This window comes from Clostridium cavendishii DSM 21758, from assembly GCF_900141845.1.
In the GTDB taxonomy this organism is placed as follows: domain Bacteria; phylum Bacillota; class Clostridia; order Clostridiales; family Clostridiaceae; genus Clostridium_AG; species Clostridium_AG cavendishii.
Genome location: NZ_FQZB01000022.1, coordinates 44290 through 67888, shown reverse-complemented (window position 1 = coordinate 67888; position 23599 = coordinate 44290). Strand labels below are relative to the sequence as shown.

The following is a 23599-nucleotide window of genomic DNA, read 5'->3' as shown; positions in this document are numbered from 1 at the left end:
GGGGACCAATGAGATTTTTACCATATTCAAATAGTTTTCATAAGATAAAAATCAAAAAAAACATAAAACCATTGGATATAGTTAAAACAGTGGCAATAGTCGTAGCAGCAATTTTTTTATTTGGGATTGGTTTTCAAGTTATTAAGGATAAGGTAGATAATATTAAAATAAAACCGAGAGGTAAATTTGTAAGAATTGATGGTAATAAATACTATTATAATTTAACAGGTAGTGGTGATTATACTGTAGTTATGGATTCAAGTTTGGGAGCTGGTTCTTATGAATGGCAGAAAGTAAGACAAGGGCTTAATAAAAATTTTAATTGTAGAGTATTCACATACGACAGAGCAGGTTATGGATTTTCAGATTTTACAAAGGGAAAATCTGTGGAGGATCAAGCAAGGCTTTTAAAGATGATATTAAAGAAGGCCGGGATTTATAATTCTATAATATTTGTAGGAGAAGAATATGGGAGTCTTGTTGCTACTAATTATGAAAAATTTTATGGTGATTCTGTAGCTGGAATGGTACTTGTCAATCCTATAAATGAAAATTCTTTAAGTGATGGTAATTTGTTAAAAAGGTATAATGCTGATAAAACTTTAAGGAGCTTTCAAAAAAAAGCTTCTTATGTAGGTATAAATGAAATACTTGATAAAATGGGTAAATTGAAAAATCCAAAGGGAATAGATGAATTCTTAACTGGAGAAGATAAACTTGAGTTTAATATGTTAAGGAGAAAAACAAATTATAATAATGCTTATTTACAAGAAGTAGATAATTTAAATAATTATAATTGTAATTCTCAAAAAAGTGGTCTTATAAAGGATAAACCTTTAGTTTTAATTGTTAATGAGGGGAATCAGAAAGAGCAACAATTAGCGCTTAAAGATCTTTTAAAACAAGAAAATGTTGATAAGAAAATATTTAATATTGAAACGTTAGATAATAATACAGATATTACAGCTTTAGAAAATCCAGATGCGATTATAACAGCTATAAAATTTGTATTTAATAAATGTAAAAAGTAAGGCACTATTAAGGTGTTTTATTTTTTATATATATTAAGGAAAATATATAATTATAAAAACCAATTTTAGCAAAAACTTGTAAATGAGAGAATTTATTTTAATAATTATATAACTAGATTTTTAAAATTTATTATTTAAAATAAAATAAAATTAATTAAATAATAAAATTTTTAAATAAATATATTCATAAAAATATTATTAAAGCATAACTTCTATTGAATTAATCAAATATTTAAAATAAAATTTAAATATTCAAATGAATATTGACAATAAAATGACAATGAAATGTCACGAAAATGTCACAAAACTGAATTAGTATTTAAATATAGATAATAATTAAAAAGAAGATATTTTTGGAGGTAATAAATATGGATAATATAAATAACAATGATGTTAATAATAAAGGTGAATTTTCAGATTATTTTGGAATGAATACAAGTAGTAATACAGACTACAAAAGTGATGATTTTAATAATGAAACTGTAAAAGACGTAAATTATGAAACGGTAGATAACAAAAATAATAAAGATAGCAAACAAGATAAGTATAAAAAAGTAAATATTAAAAATAAAAAAGGCGGGAAAATAGCAGCTTTAATAGCCGGAGCTTTAGTGTGTGCAATGCTTGGAGGAGCTGTTGGGGCTACAGGGGTCTATTTATTTGCTAAGGATAATAATTCTTCAGTAGGAACAGCTAAAAAGAATATAACTTATGATCCACCAACTTTTGTATCATCTACATCAAAAGACGGTGTACTTTCAGCAACAGATGCTGTTAAAAAGATTTCACCAGCGGTAGTTGGAGTATCGGTAAAAAGTATAGTTGGAAGGGATCTTTTTAACAATACACAAGAGCAGGATGGAATAGGATCAGGTTTCATTATAAATGAAGAAGGCTATATAGTTACTAACTATCATGTTATAAAAGGAGCACAAGAAGTAAAGGCAATATTAAAGGATGGAAAAGAAGTAAATGCAAAAGTTATAAATTATGATGCAGATCAAGATATTGCTGTAATTAAAATAACAGATAATATAAAGGTACCAGGAGTAGCTGTACTTGGTGATTCTGATGCTATTCAAGCTGGTGAAGATGTAATAGCTATGGGTAATCCACTTGGAAAAGAATTTAGTCAAACAGTAACAAAGGGTGTAGTTAGTTCAGCTAATAGAGTAGTTAAATCTGAAAGTGGTGCAGATATTCACTATATACAAACTGACACAGCTATAAATCCAGGAAATAGCGGAGGACCTCTTATAAATTCTAAAGGAGAAGTTGTAGGAATAAATGCAGCTAAGAAAGTTGGAAGTGGAATAGAAGGTATAGGATTCTCAATTCCAATCAATGAAGTTAAAGGACGTCTAGGTGTATTGTCAAAGCCGTTATTAAAAATGGGAATAGGTATAAAGGATATAGATGCTAATATCGCAAAGCAATATGACTTAGAAGAAGGCATTTATATAAGTGAGGTATCAAATTTCAGCGCAGCTGAAAAAGCAGGGCTTAAAAGAGGAGATGTTATCATTAAGTTCGATGGAAAAAGGATAAAAACATCAAAAGAACTTAATGACTTAAAAGAAAAACATAAAGAGGGCGATGTAGTTAATATGGTAGTTGTTAGAGATAACAAAGAAGTAAATATACAAATAAAACTTCAAAGTTAAATAAGAATTTAAAGTTTTATTTTACTAATAGGAATTTACTATTATAATAGTATTTCTATAAATGATAATAAATAGGTGTTTTCCAAAAGGTTCCGACTGTTTTAAGTCGGAACCTTTTGTATATATTAATTCATATCAGACTACTTTTTTATACATTTGAATTTGTGTGTAATTCTAGTATAATAGTGGTATATTAATTAAAGAGGGATAATTAGTAAAAATAAACTATGTTGGGGGATTTAGATGAGTAAAATTAATGAAGTTTATGATGCGCTTAGGGAGCTCGAACAAAGAGAGCGAAGAGGAATTAATGCAGCTGAGTTAAGTAACTTTATGGGATTAGATAGGGCAAATGTAAGTAGATATTTAAACAAATTATATTCTAATAAACTTGTAGATAAAATTGATGGAAGGCCTGTTGTATATTGTATAGCAGAAAAAGCAAAGGAAGAAAACAAAGATGAGCCTAATAAGGTGGTTAGTGATAGCAAGGCAAGTAACTCACTAGATATGTTAGTAGGTTCAAACTTAAGCTTACAAATGCCAATACAGCAGGCTAAGGCAGCTATACTTTATCCACCAAGAGGATTACATACATTAATATTAGGGGAGACTGGTGTTGGTAAATCAATGTTTGCTGAGGCTATGTATCAATTTGCAAAAGAGTATAAAATGATAGATCAAGATGCACCTTTTATAAGATTTAATTGTGCAGATTATGCTGACAATCCACAGCTTGTAATGGCTCAGATATTTGGTGTAAAAAAAGGTGCATATACTGGAGCAGATCAAGATAGAGAGGGGTTACTTAAAAAGGCAGATGGTGGAATAATATTTTTAGATGAAATTCATAGACTCTCTCCTCAGGGTCAAGAGATGTTATTTACTTATATAGATAAAGGATATTTTAGAGTTCTAGGGGATACTGAAAAGCTTGTACGAGCTGAAGTTCAGATAATATCTGCAACTACAGAAGAACCTCAATCATTTTTATTAAAAACCTTTACTAGAAGAATACCTATGACTATAACGTTACCACCGTTAGCAGATAGAAGTATATCAGAAAGATATTATCTTTTAGAGGAATTTATTAAAGCAGAATCCAAAAGATTAACAAAAAGTATTTATTTTAATAAAAATGCACTTATTTCATTTTTATTATATGATTGTCCTAATAATATTGGACAACTTAAAAGTGATGTGCAGCTTTCTTGTGCAAAAGCATTTTTAAATTATAAAGCTAATAGTAGAGATTATATTTTAATTGAACAAGCTGATTTGCACCAAAGAGTAAAAAAAGGTCTTATGAAAATACAAGATCATAGAGAGGAAATAGATCAACTTCTTCAAAATGTAGGTGATGTTTTAAAGTTTTCATTTAAAGATGATGTTGATTTGAAATTGGGCTTATTAGAGCTTGATGAATATAAAAAGGGTGAATTTTTTTATGATATCATAGAAAATAAACTGGAAAGCTTAAAGAAGAAGGGTATAGAAGAGAAGGAAATAAACGAAATATTAAATATTGATATAGATAGATACTTTAAAAAATATATTAGAGATTTACCACAAAAATTTAGAAAAGATGAAATATCAAAAATAGTTGATATAGAAATAGTTAATTTAGTGGAACAAGTATTAGGTTTTGCTACTAAAAAGTTAAATAGAGATTTTGATGAAAAGGTTTATTTTGGACTTGCACTTCATTTACAAGGAAGTTTAGATAGAATAAGACAAGGCACAAAAATATTTCATCCTAAACTTAATTTTGTAAGATCAGAGTATAATGATGAGTTTATGGTTGCAATGGAAATTGCACAAATAATAGATAAGAAATTTAACATTGAAGTTCCATTAGATGAAATAGGATATATAACTATGTTTTTAGCAACTAATCCATATGAAGTAGATGATAATGTGGATGGTAAGGTAGGCGTTCTTGTTATAATGCATGGACATACAACTGCTAGTTCAATGGTAGAAGTAGCAAATTCTTTAATTGGAGAAGAGTTTGTAGAAGCACTAGATATGCCATTGAATATGAAAGCTGAAGCTATGTATGAGGTAGCAAAAATAAAAATAAAAGAAATGGACAATGGAAAAGGTGTATTTCTTTTAGTTGATATGGGTTCGTTAACTAACTTTGGGGATATGGTAAAGGAAGAGACTGGAATAAGGGTAAAAACTATAGATATGGTATCTACATTATCAGTTATAGAGGCTGGAAGAAAAGCTTTAAATGGTAGAGAACTTGAGGATATTTATGATTCATGTTTAGAAATAAGTAGGTATGGAATACAAGCTTCACGATTAAAAGAAGAGAAAAGAGATAAGCTTATATTAACTACATGCTTTACTGGAGAAGGTTCAGCAGAAAGATTGAAGAAGATAATACTATCAAATATAGAATATAATTATGGAATCAAGGTAGAAGCATTAGATATATTAGATAAGGAAGATTTTTATAGTAAAGTTAGAGAACTTAATAAAAAGTACAATATAATAGCAGTAGTTGGAGCTATAAATACTTATTTAGAAAATGTACCTTTTATATCAGCAACAGATATATTAACTGGCGAAGGAACCAAGTATTTGGAAGAACTTATAAAACAGGAAGAAGAATACGAAAAAATTGCAGATAGTATAGGAAAACAATTAACAGGATTAGATTCAGGAAAACTTGTTTTAGATGTTCGTTCAATGATTATAAATATAGAAGAAAAACTTAATATAAAGATATCTTATGAAGTAAAAATAGGTATATTAATTCATACTTGCTTTTTAATCGATAAATTGATAAATGGAGGAAAAGAAACTCCTTTTGCAATGCTCAATAATTTTAGAAATGAAAATAACAGAGAATTTATATTAATTAAACAATGCCTAAGAGCAATTGAGATGAGCTATGAAGTAAATATAGGGGAAAATGAGTTAGCATATATTGTTAGAATGATAATAAATAACTGTGTAATCTAGCGTTGAGTGTGTGAATTAACAAATAAGTGTGTATATAAATTACACACTTGTTTTGATTTTAATTTTCAAATAAAAGCCTTTATATATTTACATTAGAGGAAATTGTATAGAATTTCAATTTTGGCATGCAATTTGCTAATTAATATAGTGTAAAGTAGGAAGTTTAATAATTACAATAATTAATATATTATTAGGAGGATTTTAAAATGAAAAGAATATTATTAGTTTGTTCAGCAGGTATGTCAACATCCTTATTAGTTTCAAAAATGCAAGCTTCAGCAAAAGAGCAAGGTGTTGAATGTTGGATTAATGCAGTAGGAGAAGCTGAATTAAGAAAACATGAAGATAATATAGATATTTTATTATTAGGACCACAAGTTAGATTCTTATTAAATAAGATGAAAACTAAGTTTGAACCAAAAGGAATTCCAGTAGAAGTAATAAATACTGTGGATTATGGAACAATGAATGGAGCTAAAGTTTTGAAACATGCTCTAGATGTTTTGAATAAATAATTCAAGATAAGGGAGAGATATGTGATGGAAGAAATAATAATGAATTTAATTATGCATAGTGGGGAAGCAAGAAGCTATGCAATGGAAGCTATACAAGCAGCAAAGGCTAATAATTTAGAAGAAGCTAGAGAACTTATAGGAAAAGCTTCAGAAGAGTTAGGATATGCACATAATACACAAACCGGATTAATACAAAATGAAGCAGCAGGAAATAAAACAGAGCTATCATTATTATTAGTTCATTCACAAGATCATTTAATGACTTCAATGACATTAAAAGATCTTGCAGAAGAAATAGTAGATATATATGAAAGATTACAATAATATAAATAAACTCTAATGGTAAGCCATTAGAGTTTATTTATATAAAACTCATAATTATTGCATTCATATTGGAAAATTAATATAATTAATCTAAGATTTAGATTTTTTATAAATTAAATTTTAATAAGGAGTGAAGGAAATGGAATACATTATTGGTGTTGATGGTGGAGGAACTAAAACTGAATCTGTTGCTTATGATTTGAATGGTAAGGTTTTATATACTTCTCTTACTGGTTTTGGAAATGTTTTAAATAATAAGGAAGAAGCATTAAATAATATAAAAACAGGAATTAAGAATATTTTTGAAAAGTTAGGTAAAGAAAATGTTAAAGGTATATATCTTGGACTTGCAGGTTCTGAAGTCGGAGATAATACTAAGGTGATACATGATGCAATTAAAGATGAATTTGAAATAGAAAATGTAGTAATGAATGATGGAGAGCTTGCTTTAAAAGCTACTTTAAAGGGTGAAGATGGAATACTTACAATAGCAGGTACTGGATCTATCGCTTTTGGAATAAAAGAAGATAGACAAGCTAAGGCTGGTGGTTGGGGCCATCTTTTAGGAGATGAAGGCTCAGCTTATAAAATAGCTATAGAAGCACTTAAAAATATGATTCATGAAAATGATTTCTCGCTTCCTTTAAGTGATTTATCCAAAGCATTACTTAAAGAGCTTAATGTTAAAGAAGTTGATGATATAGTTGCTTTTGTATATTCAAAAACTAAGGACGAAGTGGCATCTATAACTAAGGTAGTATCAAGTTTTGCTGAAAATGGAAATGAAATAGCATTAAAGATAATGCAAAAAGAAGGTTTAGAATTAGCTAAGACTACAGAAAATGTTTATAAAAAGCTTAATTTTGATAAATGTTCTATAGGTTTAGTAGGAGGAGTTATTAAAAAATCAAAAGTGGTAAGAGAAACTTTTGAAACTTATTTAAAGGAACACATAAATGTAGTTGAATTTGTTGATGAGGATGTTTCACCTGCCAAAGGCGCTTATTATATATACAAAAAAACAGTTGTTAAATAAAAGAATAAATTTTTTTAACTTAATATTGATAATTTACAACTTAGAAGTAAGAAATGGAATGGTGAGCTTTTAGCTATTATTCCAAATCAGAAATATTTAAAAGGTAAAGGAGAAAAAGAGATGAAAAGATTAGGTATTTCAGTTTATCCAAACCATACATCAATAGAAGAAATAAATGAGTATATAGAGCTTGCTGCTAAATATGGATTTAAAAGAATCTTTACTTGTTTACTTTCAGCAGCAGATAAAGAAGTAGAAGAAATAGTTACAGAATTTAAAAAGATGTTAGATGTTGCAAACAAATATGGAATGGAAGTTATAGCTGATTTAGATCCAACTGTATTTAAAAAATTAGAAGCATCAATATATGATTTAGGCGTATTTAAAGAAATGGGACTTTCAGGTATAAGACTAGATATGGGTTTTAGTGGCTTTGAAGAATCAGTAATGACATTTAATAAATATGGACTTAAGGTTGAACTAAATGTAAGTAATGGAACTAAATATGTAGATAATATATTATCATATCAAACTAACTTAAATAATTTATATGGTTGTCATAATTTTTATCCACATGTTTATACAGGTTTATCTTATGAAAACTTTATATCATGTAGTAAGCAATTTAAAGATTTAGGAATTAGAACAGCTGCTTTTGTTAATTCACCATCAGCTGAACATGGTCCATGGCCTGTATCAGAAGGATTATGTACATTAGAAATGCACAGAGATCTTCCAATAGAAGTACAAGCTAAACATTTATTTGCCACAGGTTTAATAGATGATGTTATCATAGCAAATGCCTTTGCATCAGAAGAAGAGCTTAAAGCTTTAAGTGAAATAAATACTGAAATGTTAGAGTTCAATGTGGAGCTTATTGATGAAATAAGACCTTTAGACAAGACTATAGTGTTAGATGAATTCCATTTTAATAGAGGGGATTGCTCTGAATATATGGCAAGAAGCACTCAAAGTAGAGTTAAATATAAAGGTGAAAGCTTCCCAGCTTATAACACTCCAGATATAAAAAGAGGAGATGTTTTAATAGATTCAGATGCATATACAAGATATGCAGGTGAACTTCAATTAGCTCTTAAAGATATGAAAAATAGTGGAAAGACAAATGTAGTTGGAAAAGTAATTGAAGAGGAAGTATTTTTATTAGACTATATTAAACCATGGTCAAAATTTGCATTCAAATTAAAAAGTAAAAAATAAAGAATAAAAAAGTTAGTTAACTTAAGTTAGCTAACTTTTTTGCATCTACAGAAGTTTATAAATAAATTTAGTCTATTTGTAATAATATTATAAATAAAATAATAGATATAATTGTAAAAATTATTTTTTAAGTTTTAAGAGCTTTTATATACATGTTTACAAGCTTGATTATATTTTATAATAAAAAGAACTAAATTTGATTACTTTGGAATATATTCAAAAATAAAATATATTATATAGTGATAATTAAAGTGAAAATATTTACTTTTATTAAATGAAGTTTTAATGTTTTATAGTATAAAAAAGGATATTAAAACTATATTATGTAAAAATATGGTTAAAATGGTTTACATTTATTGAAATTACTGAAAAGAATGGTTAAAATAATAGTACAAGATGTATTTTTAGTAAAAATATTGAATAATATATAAATAATTATCAAGTTTTTATAGAAAAATAATGAAAAATACACAGATTACACTGATAAAATATATGGTAAATATTGTGTAAATGATATTACACAGAAAAAATAATTGTGTGTAAGATTTATAGGATATAAAATGTAGTGATTGTAACGATTACAGAGACTTTTTAAAAAAGGGAGTTTTGGCATGCAATTTGCTATATATAATAGTGTAAAACAAAATAGTGCTAAGCTAGGAGGTGTTGTATGGCAAAAGGATTAAAGATAGTAATGATAGGTGAAGGCTCGAGCTATACGCCAGAATTAGTAGAAGAATTCATAAAAAGATATAACAAACTTCCTGTAAGAGAGCTATGGTTAGTAGATATATAAGAGGGGAGAGAGTAAGAATAGATTTCGCAAGACTTAACCATATGGCATATGGGATAAAACACATATGTAGATGGTGAAAACGTTACTAAAGCAATAATTGAGGGTATTGCTAATAAGAAACTAGGAAGTGTTGTGGAAAATATTAAAGATCTTGATTGGGAACCAAGCTTTATAAGAGTATTAGATGTTATATCTTGTTCTTATCACAGATACTATTATCAAAGTAAGGACATGTTATAAGAAAAATTAAAGGGATTTTCTAAAGGTGAATCAAGAGCAAAAGTTGTTAAAAGGGTTGAAGCTGAATTATTTGAGCTTTATAAAGATCCAGATTTAAATGTTAAACCACCTCAACTTGAAAAAAGAGGAGGTTCATATTACAATGATGCAGCCTGTAGGCTAATTCATTCAATATACAATGATAAAAGGGACATCCAATCAGTTAGTACTAGATGCTATAAAGGGAATATTTGAAAATTCAGTAGTTGAAGTTTCAGATATTATAAAAAGGGATGATCCAAAGCCAATTTACTATAGGAGAATTTACTATAGGAGTTAACAGCTTAGTTAAACAATTTAAATAGTTCTTTGAAAAAATAATTAATATGATATTGACTGATTATCTAAAACGAAATTATAAGTAAAATTTATATTAATGGATAATCAGCGAATATAAATTCACAAAAAAAGGGAGGAAAACAAAAATGCAAAAATTTATGGACTGGATGGAACGTAATATTGTTCCTATAGCAGCAAAGATTGGTGCTCAAAGACACATGGTAGCTATGCGTGATGGTTTTGCATCAATTATGCCACTTATGGTTGTCGGAGGTTTTGGATCATTAATCCACAGCTGGCCATTTAAGGGTATGAAGGACGCTTTATTAGTTGAAGGCAAGCCATTACATTTCTTAGATATTATGGGCTTGAATATATATGGAGGTACACTGTATATAATGGCGATACTTGCTACTGTGGCAATATCTTATGCATTAGCTAAGTCTTATGAATCAGACGGATTAGCAGCAGGAATACTTTCGTTAGCTAATATGTTTGTATTAATGTGTATGTTCCAATTTAAAGGCCCAACAACATGGGGAGAAAATTATTATGGCTGGTTCGCATGGGAACCAGGTATAGCTAGTAAATGGCTTGGCGGTGACGGTTTATTAATGGGTGTTGCCGTTGCATTAATCTCAACTACACTTTTCTGTAAACTTGAAAGAAGTGGAAAATTAAATATTTCTTTACCAGAAGGTGTTCCACCAGCAGTTGCAAGATCATTCTCTGCATTATTACCATCAGCAGTTATATTAATAATAACTTCTGCTATAGTAGCTATTTGTGATGCTGCAGGAGTTAAAGATATCTACTGGGGAATATACCTAACAGTTTGTAAACCATTAATGGGGTTAGCAGGTTCGCTACCATTCGCATTATTATTGATATTTGTATCTCAAGTTTTATGGTTCTTCGGATTACACGGTTCAAATATAGTACTTCCAGTAACAAATGCTATATTATTACCATTAGCAACAGCAAATGCTGCAGCTGTGGCAGCTGGACAACAACCAGAGCATATAGTAAGTAGCTTATTCTTAGATTCATATGTAAATCAAGGTGGTTCAGGTTTATCAGTAGCATTATTACTTGTAATTTTAATCGTATCAAAGAGTCAATTAAATAAGGCAGTAGGTAAGGTTTCAGTTGGACCAGGATTCTTTAATATTAATGAACCAGTAATATTTGGTTTACCAATAGTATTAAACCCAATATATATAATACCATTTATATTAGCTCCTATGTCAGCTTGTATAATAGCTTATGTATTAACTTCAATTGGATTTGTTGGAAAAACTTATGTAATCACAGCTTGGACAACACCTCCAATAATAAATGCATTTTTAGCAACAGGACAATGGCAAGGTGCTGCGACAGCTGCAATTTGTATAATAGTAGGTATGTTAATCTACTTCCCATTTGTAATGTTCGCTGATAGAAGAGAATTACAATTAGAAAAACAAGCAGAAAGCGGTTCTTCTGTAAATATGTAATATAAAGAAAGATGGATTCTTTAAGAATCCATCTTTTTTTGTTACAGTTCAAAATATTAAATGATTTTATATAGTTTTTTATGAAATTAAAATAATATTAAGGTATTTGTAAATAAAAAAATAAGAAGGTATCTACCTTCTTATTTACCTGACATTTTTATCATAAAGTATATTAATAACAATGATATTATACAAATCATATTGCTTAGAGCATTTGCTTTTCTTTGTTTCAACTCTTCTTCTGTTGGAGGTCTGTCTTTTGGAAGTGGAGTATAAATAACAGATTTAATTTTTTTAGTTTCGGATTTATCTTTTGAGTTTGATATTTTAGAAGCATTTTTTGATTTTTCTACTTTAGAAATATTTTTACCCATAACTATTACCTCACATAATGTAATTATATAATACAATTATATCAAAAAAGTAAGTAAATAACTATGGATAAGTAGCAACTTTTATAAAAATATAAATAATAAGTAGATTGACAACATAGAACGCGTTTGATATATTTTAGATATATAATTAGGCTGAAAAAATTAATATAATTTAAAAGGGAGAGTTAGAAGATAATTAAGATGTAAAAATGAAGAAGCATTAAATTTTATTCTTGATTATGTTAAGCTATGATGAGGAATTAATATGAAAATAACGCAGGAAACAGATTATGCTTTAAGAATAATTCTATATTTATGTAAATTGAATGAAGGAACCAAGTTAGATGCCAAGACCCTAGCAGAAAAAGAAATGGTACCTATAAGATTTCTACTTAAGATTTTAAGAAAGTTAACTCATGGTGGCATTATAAATTCTTTTAGGGGAGTCAAAGGTGGTTATACACTAGCTTTAAAACCAGAGAAAATAACGCTAAGAATGATTATGGAAATAATTGATGGACCTATTTATGTGGCTAAGTGTTTAAGTAATAACAATAACTGTAATGCAAATAGAAGTCCAAGATGTGAAATGCATGTAGCTTTGAACAAAGTACAAAGAACTCTCACTAATGAATTAGATTCTATAAATTTTAGAGATATATTAGATGGCAAAATAAAATAAAAAAATCTCTACAGGTATAATACTTGTAGAGGTTTTTTAATATATTTTAATAAGGATTGTAAGATAGTAGAGAATTTAACATGAAGAATTATTTATGAGAAATTCTAGAGTAAGTTTATAGGGGGAGTAAAGATTTGAATTCTGAAAAAGGAAATAATATATATGAACTTTTTTTAAATCAACCTATATTACAAGTACAAGAGTATAAATTAAGGACTGTTGAGGGTAACGATAGATTTGATATTTTAGATATATATATAAATAGAAGAATTGAAATATACGATAGGTTTCCTTTATTAGATAATATTGATCAAGTAGATCAATTTATTAAAATACTTAAAGAAAAGAATGAAAATAAAGAACGAGTAGATTGGGTTATTGAAGTTGGGGGTAAGGCTATAGGTCTTATAGCAATTCACAGTATAAGTGTATTAGATTCTAGATGTGAGATAGGGTATATATTAAATCAGGAGTATACTAATAGAGGGATAATGAGTAAAATTGTAGAATTCATAATAGATTATTTATTTGACCAGGTTAAAATACACAAAATAGAAGCCATTGTAAATACACAAAATGAAGCATCTATAAAGTTATGTAAAAAGCTTGGTTTTTTAGAAGAGGGAATTAAGAAAGATTACTGGTTTGATAATGAAAAGGAAAAGTATATTAGTGTTTATATTTTTTCAATAATTAATAATAAAAAAATCTCACTTTGTTAAGTGAGATTTTTTTAGATGTTTAAGAAATTAGAGAGTTATTTACAGATTTATAATTTTTTAATAGAAGTAATAATTAGAATTTATTATATCAATATTTTTCTTACAATTTGATGAAGGAGCATATGAAATATTACCAGCTAAGCTGATACTTTCATTTAAGTTTTCATCATTAGATAAGTTAGGCTTTAGTTTATGATTTTTCATATTATTATTTAATGAGTTACTAGGAGTATAATCAAAATTAGAATTATTTTTATAAGGTTTATTAGCATTTAAAAGTATTAAGGTTATTGTAGTTACCGATAGAGAAGTTTTATCAAGTAAAAGAACATCCACAAATTCTAATGCAGAGTATATATTATTTATCTCGTAATCAGAGGTTGGAAGATTTAGTGTAGTGAAAAGTGGTAGTTTTGTGTTATAACTTTTTAGACCTATTTTTGATGTATTAGAATCATGGTAGAATAAATCAATTTTATAATAACCATGAATTATTAGTTTATTGGTAGAAATGCTTTGAAAAATTTTATTTGAAATTAAAATAGGTTTTATATAAAGTTCAGAAATTTTATGAATTTCAGGAAAATTAATTGGAAGTTTGATATGGAGATTTTCTGATAGCTCTATATATTTAGAGTTCGTTTGTATATCTGGTATTTTATTATTAGGAATTACACCATAAATTTTGACTCCATTATTTTTCATATTATCGCCTCACTTAATTCATAGTCAATTATTAAAAGAAACTTCTACTAATTGATGTTCATAGGAGTAATTTTATAAAGTAAATTTACATAAGCAAAATTAAAATTTTGATGTAGATTTAGCTTAAAACAACTAAATTTAAGAGTTGGATTTTTAGTTAAGTATAAATTTTTAATAAATCTTCACTTGTTGAAGATATAGGGGATTTTAATAGTGATAAAACGTTATTCTTATATGCTTCATTTTTATATAATATCTCTAATAATTCATAAATTGGATTAAGTGACAAAAAATCTGAAAAAACACAGCAATTAGAAAGAACTTCTATATTTGCAGCTGTTTTATTACAAATTACTATAGCGCCACATGAGATTGCTTCAACGCAGCTTAATGGATAACTATTATAAGTTGAATAATCTAAAACAGTTAGTGCACTAGAATAAAAAATCGGAAGGTGAGTAGGTTTAACTACACCTGTAAATATAACATTGTTATCTAGATTATATTTGTTTATCAAATCTTTAAGAGAATTGTAATAAGATTCTCTTTTGCCTGAAATGTTGCCGACTATTACTAACTTTAAATCTATATGTTTTTTTACTAATTCATTAAGTATATTTATAAATGTAGATATATTTTTTCTATTAGAGACACTTCCTACTGACAAAATAAATGAACCTTCTATATTATAATGTTTTTTCAAAAATTCAATACAAAAGTCTTTGTCATAATTAAAAAATATTCTACTACATTTAGGATAAACAACTTCTATTTTATTTTGAAAGTTATAGTAGTTACTTAAAAGTTCATTTTTGGTGAAGGTAGAATTTACTATTATTTTATCTGATTTTTCTAGTGTTAAAGGTAATGTAGAAGTTAACTTATTATAATATTTCTCATCTACATCATCTTTAAAAGATAGTGCATAAAGAGAATTAATTGAAGATATAAATTTACATATTTTATTTTTAGGTAAAGAGAAACCATTATTTGGAGAATGATAAATAGAAATTTGTTTATCATATAGGAAATCTTCGAGTAAAGAATAATCATTATTTAGTCTGTCTAATGCTAAATCAACATAATTAATATTTTTAATTTTGCGCCAATAACTAGTTGGAGGATAGTTATCCCATATAGAGTAAATATTATCAAATTCTCCGCTTTCAGAAAGTGCTAGTATATTTTCTTTTGTATAAGAATATATATCTGTTCCAATAAGAGTAGAAGCAGCTAATCCATCAATACAAATATTCATATAATACCCTCCTTACATAAATTCTTCATCAAGGTCAACATTTTTTATAAGATTGTTTTGATTTAAAGTATTTTTATTAATAGCTACAAACTCTGAGGTTTTAGACGAAATATTTTTATTGTCAATAGAATGATTAGATGAAGTTTTAGAAATTGTTTCATCAGAACAAGTGGCATCACCAATAGACAGATCATTAATGATTAGATCTTTTTTAGAATTGCTTATTGGAGCCATATCATAATAGTAATTTACTATATCTAAATCTAGATTAGTATTAACTTTAAGTTCTTTTTCTTTTTCAGTAGAAAATTGTAAATTGGTATTTAGTTCATCTTCTGTATCTAAATTTTTAAATTCGGAAGGGTTATAACTAGTATCTACAGGGAGTCCGTCTATTGTTATAAGGTAGTTAAGGTATGAGTATATAGTAAAGTCGTCTATATTGTGAAAAAAAGCATCAAGGATATTTATTTTAAAGCCAGTATAATTTATAAGGTTTTTAGGAATTTCAAAAAATGAATTGAATGGAACGCTTTTATTTAGCATTATTTTTTTATTTTGATTATCCATATATTCAATTGCAAATTTTTTCACTCCATCTAAAGATACTATTGAAGAATCATTTAATTCTATTTTTCTTTCATTTAAAATTTCAAGATCAATGAGGATAGATTTTAAATCTATAATTGGATAATTTCGTTTGCTTATAAAGATATAGTCTATTTCAGAGTAAATTATAGTACCAGCAGAATTTAACTTTTTGGCAATGGATGGTTCTAATAGTCCTTTTATTTCAACACCATTTTTATTCATATATACCACCTTATTTTAGTTTTCTTAAAATATTATATGCGACTAATTTGAGGAACTTAACAAGTATGGGAATAAAAAGTAACTAAATCAAATGTAGAGCATAAATTAATAAGGAAGTATATTATTATGGAGGAAATTTTATGGGCGCAAGAGTTGTAAAATTCACATTTTGTCCAAAGGAAAATCAACAAATAGAGGCAGTTATAAAGGTGCCAGAGGAAAAAAGAAGTGTTATACATGGTACGGTTGTAAATAGTTGTGGAGAGGCAGTAAAAGATGCTGTAGTTAAACTTTTAGAAGTAGTGGAGCATAAAGAGTCAAAAACAGTTTATCCAATAACACATACTTTTACTGATGAAAATGGTCAATTTATATTTGGACCACTATGTGCAAATAAAAGATATATGGTAAAAGTTTGGTATAATGATGTGGATGTAAAACCTTTAGTAATATGTCCAGAGTGTGAGGATGAATATTGCCTAAGATATGAAGAAGATACTTGTGAAGGATGTACTTGCAATTGTAATTATAATAATACTAACAGAGCTGTTTATGAATAAATAGATAAAAAGGTTATGCCACATAGGAAGATAACTATATGGTATAACTTTTAGAATATAATATAATTTTAAATTTAAATAAGAGAGGGGAGCTGAATTTATTTATGTTTGTTATTTCAAAAGTTATAAGTTATGATAGAATAATAATAACTTATAATTTTTGATAGAAGGAATGTGAGAACTTGAAAAGAAAGTTTACTTATATAATAGTGGCTATAATAGCAGTGGTTTTAACTACTACTTATTTAACAATTAATAAATATAGCATAAAGGCAATAGAAGGAGAAGTTGAGGTACTTGCTTATGGTCCATATTATGATTACTTAAATTTAATGGCAATTAAGTTCAAAGAAAAATATCCAAATACAAATATAAAGATTAAGAATATAAAAAAAGAAAATTTAGATAGTGAAATTCAAAATGCTGCAAAATTAAATAAGGAAGCAGATTTAATACTTATGAATAGTTTAGAAGTTCAAAAATATATAAGACAAAATAGTATGGTTAAAAATAGCATAGATGGTACAATAAATAGCTTTATTAATTCCTATGATAACGGTAGGTTAGATGAAATAGAAAAAGATAAAAGCTATTATGCTATGCCATTTGATGGTAAACCTATGGTTATGTATTATGATAATAAGGCTTTATTAGATGCTTCAATAAAAATAGAAGATATAAAAACATGGAAAGATTTCAAAGATGCGGGTACCGCTTTTTATGTTAAATCATTAGGGAATAAAAAGTTATGTTATTTAACTAGACAGGATATGATAAATTTTACAAAGATGTTATTATATCAAATAGATATAAAAAAGGACAGTAAATATGAGGATAAAAAGAAGTTTGTAATTACCTTTATAGAAAGTTTAAAAAAGGAAAATGTAATAGAAGAAGTAGAGGATGCTGATAAAGTTATGCAATCTACAATGATTTTTGGTTCTATGGATAGGTTTGAACTTATAAAATCTATAGGTAAATCAACTTTTCAGGTTAGTTATATACCTAGTTTAGATATTGGTGGAAATAAATTTGTATCATTGGATGGGGAAAATTTAGTTTTAGCTAATAGAAAAAATGAGAAGACGGCATTAGAATTTATGGTATTTGCCATGACTAGTGCAAGCAATTTAAATAATTTAATGCTTGAAAAAAATGTATTCCCTGTTTTTAAAAGTTGTTATGAAGATGAAGTGTTTGATTATAAACAAAAGGAATTAGGGGGAGGAAAGTATTTGAGTATTTTAAATAATATTCAAATTAACGAACCAAATAAAAAGAATATTGAATTAGTAGATGAGATAATAAGGAATATGTATAAATAAAATGTTCTTCATCAAAATAATTTTACCCATAAATTAATCAATAAATTTAATTTTAAATTATGAATTTATTATAAAGTTAACGAAAAAACATATGGCTATTGGTAAACTTAAAGTTACCAATAGCCTGTTTTAATGTATGGGGAGTCTATTAAATTAATTATATCAATATTTTAGAGAGTTGAAGTTCTAAGCAGATCTTTAGATTTTAAATTTAAAATGGTGTCATAAGCTACAAGGGTATTTTGTGCGGTTTTTTTCCAATCAAATAATTTACTTCTATTATGGCCTAAGGCTGTTATGCTTTCTCTATATTTAGAATCAGCTAGAATTTTTTCTAGGGCATTTGAAAGTTCTTGTATATCGAAAGGATTAATCAAAATGCCTGAATCACCGATAACCTCTGGTATTGAACTTATATTTGAACTAATAACTGGTGTATTACAATTCATAGCTTCAAGTGGTGGTAAACCAAAACCCTCATATATAGATGGATATACGAAAACATCAGCGGCATTATAGAGTACAGGTAGATATTCATCTTCAATAAAATCAGTAAATATAACATTTTCATTTAGTTTTAAGTCACTTACTAAAGATTTCATTCGTAATCCTTCATCTTTTAAAGCTCCAACTATTAGGAGTATATATTCTTTAGGGATATTTTTTTGTATTTTAGCAAAGGCGTTTATAAGACCAGCTACATTTTTTCTAGAGCTAAAACCGCCAATATATAAAATATATGGCTTTGAGAAATTAAATCTACTTTGAACTGATGATAAGCAGAGTTCTTTATCTAAAGGTTTGAAATTAGAGTTAGCTGCGAGTGGAGTTACAAAAATTCTTTCTTTAGGGAAATTTGGAAAGAATCTCAATATATCATTTTTTGAAAACTCAGAAACAGTAAGTATACCATCACAACTATCAATTATTCTAGGCATATTTTCTAAAAAGCTCCTAAGATAACCAGAACCTACGGTTTCAGGAAGTACATATGGAATTAAGTCATGGATTGTAACTACTTTTAAGGCATTAATATCTTCGCAAAGTCCCATACCATTTTGAGGAATGTGATAAAGATTTATTTTGTTAGAATTAATATAATTAGGAAAATAGTGATTTTCAAAAAAACGTTGATGTCTTTTTGAAGCCATAACTATATTTGACTTATTAGTTTTAAATTCCATAAAAAAATCACCGGACCAAAAAAGATCATAATTATTTATTTCATCTATAATAAATAAATTTTTTAATAAATTATAGGTATAGGTTCCTATACCAGTCCCTTTATACCAATTAATACCTCTAGCATCAAGAGCTATTTTCATATACTTCACTCCAAAATTTACTATAGTATATTAATATTAATTTTACTAATAATTGGTGAATGTAACACACAAGAAAACTAAAACATATAATAAATAGAACTATGTTTTGGAGGAAGCTGTGTGGACATAGATGCTTTAAGAAAATTTATAGAAGAGAATTATGGTTTAGAAATTTTAGATTTAAAAAAAATAAAAAATGTTTATAAAATAGGTACTTTAGAGAAGGATTACTGTTTAAAGGTAATAAAATATGATTATAAGCATTTTAACTTTATCTTATCTGCAATATTGCATTTACAGAAAAATGAATTTAAAACTACACCAGAGATAATTAAAACCAAAAATAATAGGAATTATATAAGTTTCGATTATAAATATGCTTACTTAACACCATGGATTATAAGTAGAGAAAGTAATTATGATAATATAGTAGAACTTACAAATGTAGCAATAAAACTTTCTGAACTTCATAAATGTAGTGAAGGTTTTAATTTAAGATATGATATGAAACCTAGAATTTACTGGTTTACTTGGCTAAAGACATTTGAGACGAGAGGTTATGAAATACTAGACTTTAAAAAAAGAATATCACAAAAAGCTAATAAATCTGATTTTGATAAGTTATATTTAAGCCTTATGGATAAAGAGATTTTTAGGGTTAATGAGAGCATTGAGATGCTTAAAGAAGCAAATTATATAAAAGTTATGGAGAAGGAAGTTTTTAAGCGTGGCTTTTGCCATCATGATTATGCTCATCATAATGTTTTAATAGATCAATCTAACAATATAAGTTTAATAGATTTTGATTATTGTATATTAGATACTAGACTTCATGATTTAGCAAGTCTTGTTATAAGATCTATGAAGGATGATAAATGGGATGTAGAAAAATTTAAAATGATAATCGAAGCATATTCAATTAATTCACATATAACTGATGAGGATATTGATATAATGATTGGATTTATGAAGTTTCCACAGGCTTATTGGCAACTAGGAATACAATATTATTGGGAGCAGCAAAACTATGGGGAAGAATTTTTTATAAAGAAGCTTTTAAAGTATAAAACAGATATAGCACCTAGAGAAGAGTTTTTAAAATACTTAAAAATAAATGATTTTGGAGGGTCTATATGAGTGAATTTTGGAAGTTGGACCAATTTTTGTTATCAGAGGGGATTGAGGTTGTAGATAAAAAGAGGGATGCAAAAATAAACATATATCCTTATGAACAATTAAAATTAATAGTAGGAGTTCATAAAAAGCTTAAGAAGAGAGAGGATATATATTCACTTAGACTTCATAGTGAGATAGGAAAAGAAATAGAAGAACATAAAGTAAGTAACAAAAGATTAGAAAGATATTTAAGAGAGATTAATAAAAAGGAAACTAAAGATGAACTAGAGGAATTTATAGAAAAAACAGGAGTGGAGGTGATTAACAGAGCTAAAAAATCTATAGATAAGGTTTATGAGAGCAATTATATAGACTTAATAAAAAGAAGTATGGCTTCAAATGAAATTTGTATAGGAAAATGTTATGACAATAATATATGGATTGATGAAGGTTATAAGATAAAGGATATATCAAAGTTTTGTTTCAATCTTTTGGAAATGGATTGTGTTTATTATTTAGGTAAAGTAAAAAGAATGGGGTATAATTTTGACTTTAAAAATTTAATAAATTATTATTTGACCTTAGAAGGCTTAAATAATGATAGCTATGCTTTTATAGAAGCTTTAATATCCTATCCGGTAGATTATATAAAGACATTTGAAAAGTTTCTATTCATGAAGGAATCAAATTTTAAAAAAGATGAGATTATAGATAAACTTAGGTTAGCAATAAAAAGGGATGGGGAAGACTTAATGTTAAAGTAAAGGGTGATGAGTGTGATTAGGATAAAATATGGAGATAAAAAGTATTTGTGTAAATATGATCTTCACATAGAGCTATTTGAGAAACTTGGGGTAGATATAATAGACCTTTATCCAACTAGAAGCGTTTATGTATTAACTACTAAAACAGGAAAGAAGATATTAAAACTTATAGATTATGAAGAAGAGAAAGTTCTATTTATAAATAAAGTATTAAATTCTATACGAAAAAAGTTTAATAATGTTCTTAATATAAATGAGCTTAAAGATGGTGAACTAGTTTTAAGATTTCAAAACGAAAGATATATATTACTAGATTTAATAGAAGGAATAGAATGCAACTTAGCAAATCCAATAGATTTAGAAATAACAAGTAAAGCATTAGCAAAATTACATGTTAGTTCTCGTGACTTTTGTTCAAATGAAATTACTAAAAATGAAGAAATAGAATATAGTAATTTATTTAAAAAGCCATTTTATTTTAATAATGCAAAAAAAGATTTAATTAAGATGAAAGCACAGGTAGAGTCTTGTGTTTATAAAAATGAATTTGATAAATTATTTTTACGCGATATAGATTATTATAAGAAAGAAATTTTAGAATGTATGAGACTTATAGAAAATAGTAAGTATTCTGAACTTTGTTTAAAAGAAGAAGCTGTATCTGTTTGTCACAATGATTTAGCATATCATAATATAATTATAAGTAACAATGAGGCCTATTTTATTGATTTTGATTATTTGTCCATAGACCTTAAAGTTTGGGATTTAGCAAATTTTATAAATAAAACAGTAAAGAGATTTGGATTTGATATAGATATGTGTAAAAGTATAATTCAGAATTACAACTTAGAAAATCCTATATCCAAAGAGGAGCTAGAGAATCTTTATATCTTTTTAAAATTTCCACATGATTTTTATATAGCTTCAAGGGATTATTACTTTAAGCTTAAGGATTGGGAAGAGGATGTTTTTATTAATAGATTTACAACTAAAATAGGATATAAAGAAGAGAGGGAAAACTTCTTAAAATGTTTTAAAAATGAATATTTAGATAAATAAAAAGAGTCCCATTTCTGTTTAGAAATGGGGCTTTTTTACAACATAGATAAAAATAGAGGAATTAATGCTATATAATCACAATATATATTAAGTGAGATTACAAATAGATTTGTATGCATCTAGTGTATCATAAGCAGTTTTTTTCCAACTGTATTTTGAAGAATGTATGAAACCTTTATTGATAAGGTTTAGAGTTAGGACTTTATCTTCTAGTATATTAAGCATTGAATTTTTTATTTCATCAACAGAGGATGGATTTATTAAAAGTGCTGAATCACCTAAAATTTCAGGAACTGATGTCAGATTAGAAGCTATAACAGGAGTGCCAGATGCCATAGCTTCAACAGGAGGAAGTCCAAAACCTTCATAAAATGATGGATATACAAAAAGTCTAGAAGCATTATAAAAAATAGGCATATCATTAAGTTCTATAAAGCCTGGAAAAATTACTTTATCAGATATATTAAGTTCTAAGGTTCGTGTTTTATACTTGTCATAAGAAGGACCTTGCTTACCTAAAATAACTAAATTAATTGGAGATTTATGGCTTTTAACTAATATACTAAAGGCTTCAATTAAACCTAAGATGTTTTTTCTAGGGCTAAAGCCCCCAACATAAAGTATAAAGTCATCTGATATTCCATATTTTTTTTTCAGATATTCTTTAGAATGGATTTTATTTAGAGGGGTATAGACTTCCTCCGCTGCTAAATGGGTTACAAAGATATTTTCTAGTGGATAATTAAATTGTTTTGCAATATCCTGCTTTGAAAATTCAGATACTGTAATTATTCCGCTAGTAGAGTCAAGGATATTAGGCATTTCTTCATTAAAGATTTTTAGGTATCTATGACTTACTGTTTCAGGCATCCTTAAAGGAATTATATCATGTAATGTTATAACCTTTTTACAGCTAACTTTATTAGATAGACCAACACCATTTTGAGGTACATGATAAATATCAGCAGATTCATCTTTTAAAATATTTGGAACTCTTACTTGTTCCCAAAAATTTTCTGATATGCCGTCTTTAACTAGACTTATATCAAAATTTTTATGAAGATTATTTTCGATATTTGAATTTTCGGGAAGAAACACTAGATAATCATTTAAAAAATCTATTTGATTAAGATTATTTATTAACTGATAAGTATAGGTTCCTATACCAGTACCTCTATACCATTTAGCTGCACGACCATCAATACTTATTTTCATATTAGTGTCCTTTCAAAATGCTTATAATTTATTATATTAAATCCTGTGAAAAAATGTTAATAAAAAG

Annotated in this window: 23 protein-coding genes and 1 pseudogene; 18 read left to right on the top strand and 6 right to left on the bottom strand. The window is 27.1% G+C overall.

Annotated elements, in window-relative coordinates:
• Positions 1–8 precede the first annotated feature (8 nt).
• The 11 genes and pseudogenes from BUB01_RS20720 (at position 9) to BUB01_RS20675 (ending at position 11614) form a co-directional block, all read left to right on the top strand.
• Positions 9–1031: an alpha/beta fold hydrolase gene (locus BUB01_RS20720; RefSeq protein WP_072993037.1), complete on the top strand. Its 1023-nt coding sequence runs from the start codon at positions 9–11 to the stop codon at positions 1029–1031.
• Between the two features lie 368 nt (positions 1032–1399).
• Positions 1400–2695: a S1C family serine protease gene (locus BUB01_RS20715; RefSeq protein WP_072993034.1), complete on the top strand. Its 1296-nt coding sequence runs from the start codon at positions 1400–1402 to the stop codon at positions 2693–2695.
• Between the two features lie 243 nt (positions 2696–2938).
• Positions 2939–5671, top strand: a complete 2733-nt coding sequence (locus BUB01_RS20710; protein ID WP_072993030.1) for a sigma-54-dependent transcriptional regulator — start codon at positions 2939–2941, stop codon at positions 5669–5671.
• A 206-nt stretch (positions 5672–5877) separates the two neighbouring features.
• Positions 5878–6186, top strand: a complete 309-nt coding sequence (locus tag BUB01_RS20705) for a PTS sugar transporter subunit IIB (RefSeq protein ID WP_072993027.1) — start codon at positions 5878–5880, stop codon at positions 6184–6186.
• Positions 6187–6210: 24 nt separating this feature from the next.
• Positions 6211–6510 (top strand): PTS sugar transporter subunit IIA, encoded by a 300-nt coding sequence (locus BUB01_RS20700; protein ID WP_072993024.1) that lies wholly within the window; start codon positions 6211–6213, stop codon positions 6508–6510.
• A 139-nt stretch (positions 6511–6649) separates the two neighbouring features.
• Entirely contained in the window at positions 6650–7546 is an 897-nt protein-coding gene (locus BUB01_RS20695) for an N-acetylglucosamine kinase (protein WP_072993021.1), read from the top strand.
• Between the two features lie 120 nt (positions 7547–7666).
• Positions 7667–8764 carry a DUF871 domain-containing protein gene (locus BUB01_RS20690; protein ID WP_072993018.1) on the top strand — a complete coding sequence of 366 codons (1098 nt, stop codon included), beginning with the start codon at positions 7667–7669 and terminating at the stop codon, positions 8762–8764.
• 670 nt (positions 8765–9434) lie between these two features.
• Positions 9435–9560 carry a family 4 glycosyl hydrolase gene (locus BUB01_RS23765; protein ID WP_242958455.1) on the top strand — a complete coding sequence of 42 codons (126 nt, stop codon included), beginning with the start codon at positions 9435–9437 and terminating at the stop codon, positions 9558–9560.
• 315 nt (positions 9561–9875) lie between these two features.
• Positions 9876–10034, top strand: a pseudogene (locus BUB01_RS23760) (hypothetical protein); the annotation flags it as partial.
• Entirely contained in the window at positions 9979–10119 is a 141-nt protein-coding gene (locus BUB01_RS23755; protein ID WP_242958454.1) for a hypothetical protein, read from the top strand. The pseudogene BUB01_RS23760 and the gene BUB01_RS23755, both read left to right, overlap by 56 nt.
• Before the next feature lie 145 nt (positions 10120–10264).
• Complete coding sequence (locus BUB01_RS20675) at positions 10265–11614, top strand: PTS sugar transporter subunit IIC (RefSeq protein ID WP_072993015.1); 1350 nt, start codon at positions 10265–10267, stop codon at positions 11612–11614.
• A gap of 140 nt (positions 11615–11754) precedes the next feature.
• On the opposite strand, the gene BUB01_RS20670 is transcribed toward BUB01_RS20675, so the two are convergent.
• The gene (locus BUB01_RS20670; RefSeq protein ID WP_072993011.1) at positions 11755–11988 is read right to left on the bottom strand and encodes a hypothetical protein; all 234 of its coding nucleotides are present in this window, start codon (positions 11986–11988) and stop codon (positions 11755–11757) included.
• 265 nt (positions 11989–12253) lie between these two features.
• Between BUB01_RS20670 and BUB01_RS20665 the strand changes: the two genes are divergently transcribed.
• Complete coding sequence (locus BUB01_RS20665) at positions 12254–12670, top strand: RrF2 family transcriptional regulator (protein WP_072993008.1); 417 nt, start codon at positions 12254–12256, stop codon at positions 12668–12670.
• A 134-nt stretch (positions 12671–12804) separates the two neighbouring features.
• Positions 12805–13392, top strand: coding sequence for a GNAT family N-acetyltransferase (locus BUB01_RS20660; protein ID WP_072993005.1), 588 nt, complete (start codon positions 12805–12807; stop codon positions 13390–13392).
• Positions 13393–13449: 57 nt separating this feature from the next.
• Here BUB01_RS20660 and BUB01_RS20655 read toward each other — a convergent pair whose 3' ends face one another.
• The 3 genes from BUB01_RS20655 to BUB01_RS20645 all read right to left on the bottom strand — a co-directional run bounded on the left by BUB01_RS20655 (position 13450) and on the right by BUB01_RS20645 (position 16168).
• Positions 13450–14097, bottom strand: a complete 648-nt coding sequence (locus tag BUB01_RS20655; protein WP_072993003.1) for a hypothetical protein — start codon at positions 14095–14097, stop codon at positions 13450–13452.
• 157 nt (positions 14098–14254) lie between these two features.
• Entirely contained in the window at positions 14255–15355 is a 1101-nt protein-coding gene (locus tag BUB01_RS20650; RefSeq protein ID WP_072993000.1) for a glycosyltransferase, read from the bottom strand.
• 12 nt (positions 15356–15367) lie between these two features.
• A complete protein-coding gene (locus BUB01_RS20645) occupies positions 15368–16168 on the bottom strand; it encodes a hypothetical protein (protein WP_072992997.1) in 801 nt (266 codons plus the stop codon).
• A gap of 140 nt (positions 16169–16308) precedes the next feature.
• Between BUB01_RS20645 and BUB01_RS20640 the strand changes: the two genes are divergently transcribed.
• Together BUB01_RS20640 and BUB01_RS20635 are read left to right on the top strand one after the other, a co-directional pair.
• Positions 16309–16728 (top strand): carboxypeptidase-like regulatory domain-containing protein, encoded by a 420-nt coding sequence (locus BUB01_RS20640; RefSeq protein WP_072992994.1) that lies wholly within the window; start codon positions 16309–16311, stop codon positions 16726–16728.
• A 182-nt stretch (positions 16729–16910) separates the two neighbouring features.
• Positions 16911–18053 (top strand): ABC transporter substrate-binding protein, encoded by a 1143-nt coding sequence (locus BUB01_RS20635; protein ID WP_072992990.1) that lies wholly within the window; start codon positions 16911–16913, stop codon positions 18051–18053.
• A gap of 170 nt (positions 18054–18223) precedes the next feature.
• On the opposite strand, the gene BUB01_RS20630 is transcribed toward BUB01_RS20635, so the two are convergent.
• Positions 18224–19378, bottom strand: a complete 1155-nt coding sequence (locus tag BUB01_RS20630) for a glycosyltransferase family 4 protein (RefSeq protein ID WP_072992987.1) — start codon at positions 19376–19378, stop codon at positions 18224–18226.
• 120 nt (positions 19379–19498) lie between these two features.
• Between BUB01_RS20630 and BUB01_RS20625 the strand changes: the two genes are divergently transcribed.
• Genes BUB01_RS20625 through BUB01_RS20615 form a run of 3 tightly spaced genes read left to right on the top strand, consistent with a single transcriptional unit; the run spans position 19499 to position 22317 of the window.
• Positions 19499–20515, top strand: a complete 1017-nt coding sequence (locus BUB01_RS20625; protein WP_072992984.1) for a CotS family spore coat protein — start codon at positions 19499–19501, stop codon at positions 20513–20515.
• Complete coding sequence (locus tag BUB01_RS20620) at positions 20512–21258, top strand: hypothetical protein (RefSeq protein ID WP_072992981.1); 747 nt, start codon at positions 20512–20514, stop codon at positions 21256–21258. The genes BUB01_RS20625 and BUB01_RS20620 overlap by 4 nt, the downstream gene beginning before the upstream one ends.
• Positions 21259–21270: 12 nt before the next feature.
• Positions 21271–22317 (top strand): CotS family spore coat protein, encoded by a 1047-nt coding sequence (locus BUB01_RS20615; RefSeq protein ID WP_084109084.1) that lies wholly within the window; start codon positions 21271–21273, stop codon positions 22315–22317.
• A gap of 87 nt (positions 22318–22404) precedes the next feature.
• Here the strand turns inward: BUB01_RS20615 and BUB01_RS20610 are convergent, their stop codons facing one another.
• Complete coding sequence (locus BUB01_RS20610) at positions 22405–23532, bottom strand: glycosyltransferase family 4 protein (protein ID WP_072992975.1); 1128 nt, start codon at positions 23530–23532, stop codon at positions 22405–22407.
• Positions 23533–23599 lie beyond the last annotated feature (67 nt).

Coding starts and splice junctions, on each gene's coding strand:
- BUB01_RS20645 (WP_072992997.1), bottom strand. CDS start 16,168: ATGAATAAAAATGGTGTTGAAATAAAAGGACTATTAGAACCATCCATT.
- BUB01_RS20690 (WP_072993018.1), top strand. CDS start 7,667: ATGAAAAGATTAGGTATTTCAGTTTATCCAAACCATACATCAATAGAA.
- BUB01_RS20715 (WP_072993034.1), top strand. CDS start 1,400: ATGGATAATATAAATAACAATGATGTTAATAATAAAGGTGAATTTTCA.
- BUB01_RS20640 (WP_072992994.1), top strand. CDS start 16,309: ATGGGCGCAAGAGTTGTAAAATTCACATTTTGTCCAAAGGAAAATCAA.
- BUB01_RS23755 (WP_242958454.1), top strand. CDS start 9,979: ATGATAAAAGGGACATCCAATCAGTTAGTACTAGATGCTATAAAGGGA.
- BUB01_RS20695 (WP_072993021.1), top strand. CDS start 6,650: ATGGAATACATTATTGGTGTTGATGGTGGAGGAACTAAAACTGAATCT.
- BUB01_RS20700 (WP_072993024.1), top strand. CDS start 6,211: ATGGAAGAAATAATAATGAATTTAATTATGCATAGTGGGGAAGCAAGA.
- BUB01_RS20655 (WP_072993003.1), bottom strand. CDS start 14,097: ATGAAAAATAATGGAGTCAAAATTTATGGTGTAATTCCTAATAATAAA.
- BUB01_RS20665 (WP_072993008.1), top strand. CDS start 12,254: ATGAAAATAACGCAGGAAACAGATTATGCTTTAAGAATAATTCTATAT.
- BUB01_RS20720 (WP_072993037.1), top strand. CDS start 9: ATGAGATTTTTACCATATTCAAATAGTTTTCATAAGATAAAAATCAAA.
- BUB01_RS20630 (WP_072992987.1), bottom strand. CDS start 19,378: ATGAAAATAGCTCTTGATGCTAGAGGTATTAATTGGTATAAAGGGACT.
- BUB01_RS23765 (WP_242958455.1), top strand. CDS start 9,435: ATGGCAAAAGGATTAAAGATAGTAATGATAGGTGAAGGCTCGAGCTAT.
- BUB01_RS20610 (WP_072992975.1), bottom strand. CDS start 23,532: ATGAAAATAAGTATTGATGGTCGTGCAGCTAAATGGTATAGAGGTACT.
- BUB01_RS20710 (WP_072993030.1), top strand. CDS start 2,939: ATGAGTAAAATTAATGAAGTTTATGATGCGCTTAGGGAGCTCGAACAA.
- BUB01_RS20620 (WP_072992981.1), top strand. CDS start 20,512: ATGAGTGAATTTTGGAAGTTGGACCAATTTTTGTTATCAGAGGGGATT.
- BUB01_RS20650 (WP_072993000.1), bottom strand. CDS start 15,355: ATGAATATTTGTATTGATGGATTAGCTGCTTCTACTCTTATTGGAACA.
- BUB01_RS20675 (WP_072993015.1), top strand. CDS start 10,265: ATGCAAAAATTTATGGACTGGATGGAACGTAATATTGTTCCTATAGCA.
- BUB01_RS20670 (WP_072993011.1), bottom strand. CDS start 11,988: ATGGGTAAAAATATTTCTAAAGTAGAAAAATCAAAAAATGCTTCTAAA.
- BUB01_RS20705 (WP_072993027.1), top strand. CDS start 5,878: ATGAAAAGAATATTATTAGTTTGTTCAGCAGGTATGTCAACATCCTTA.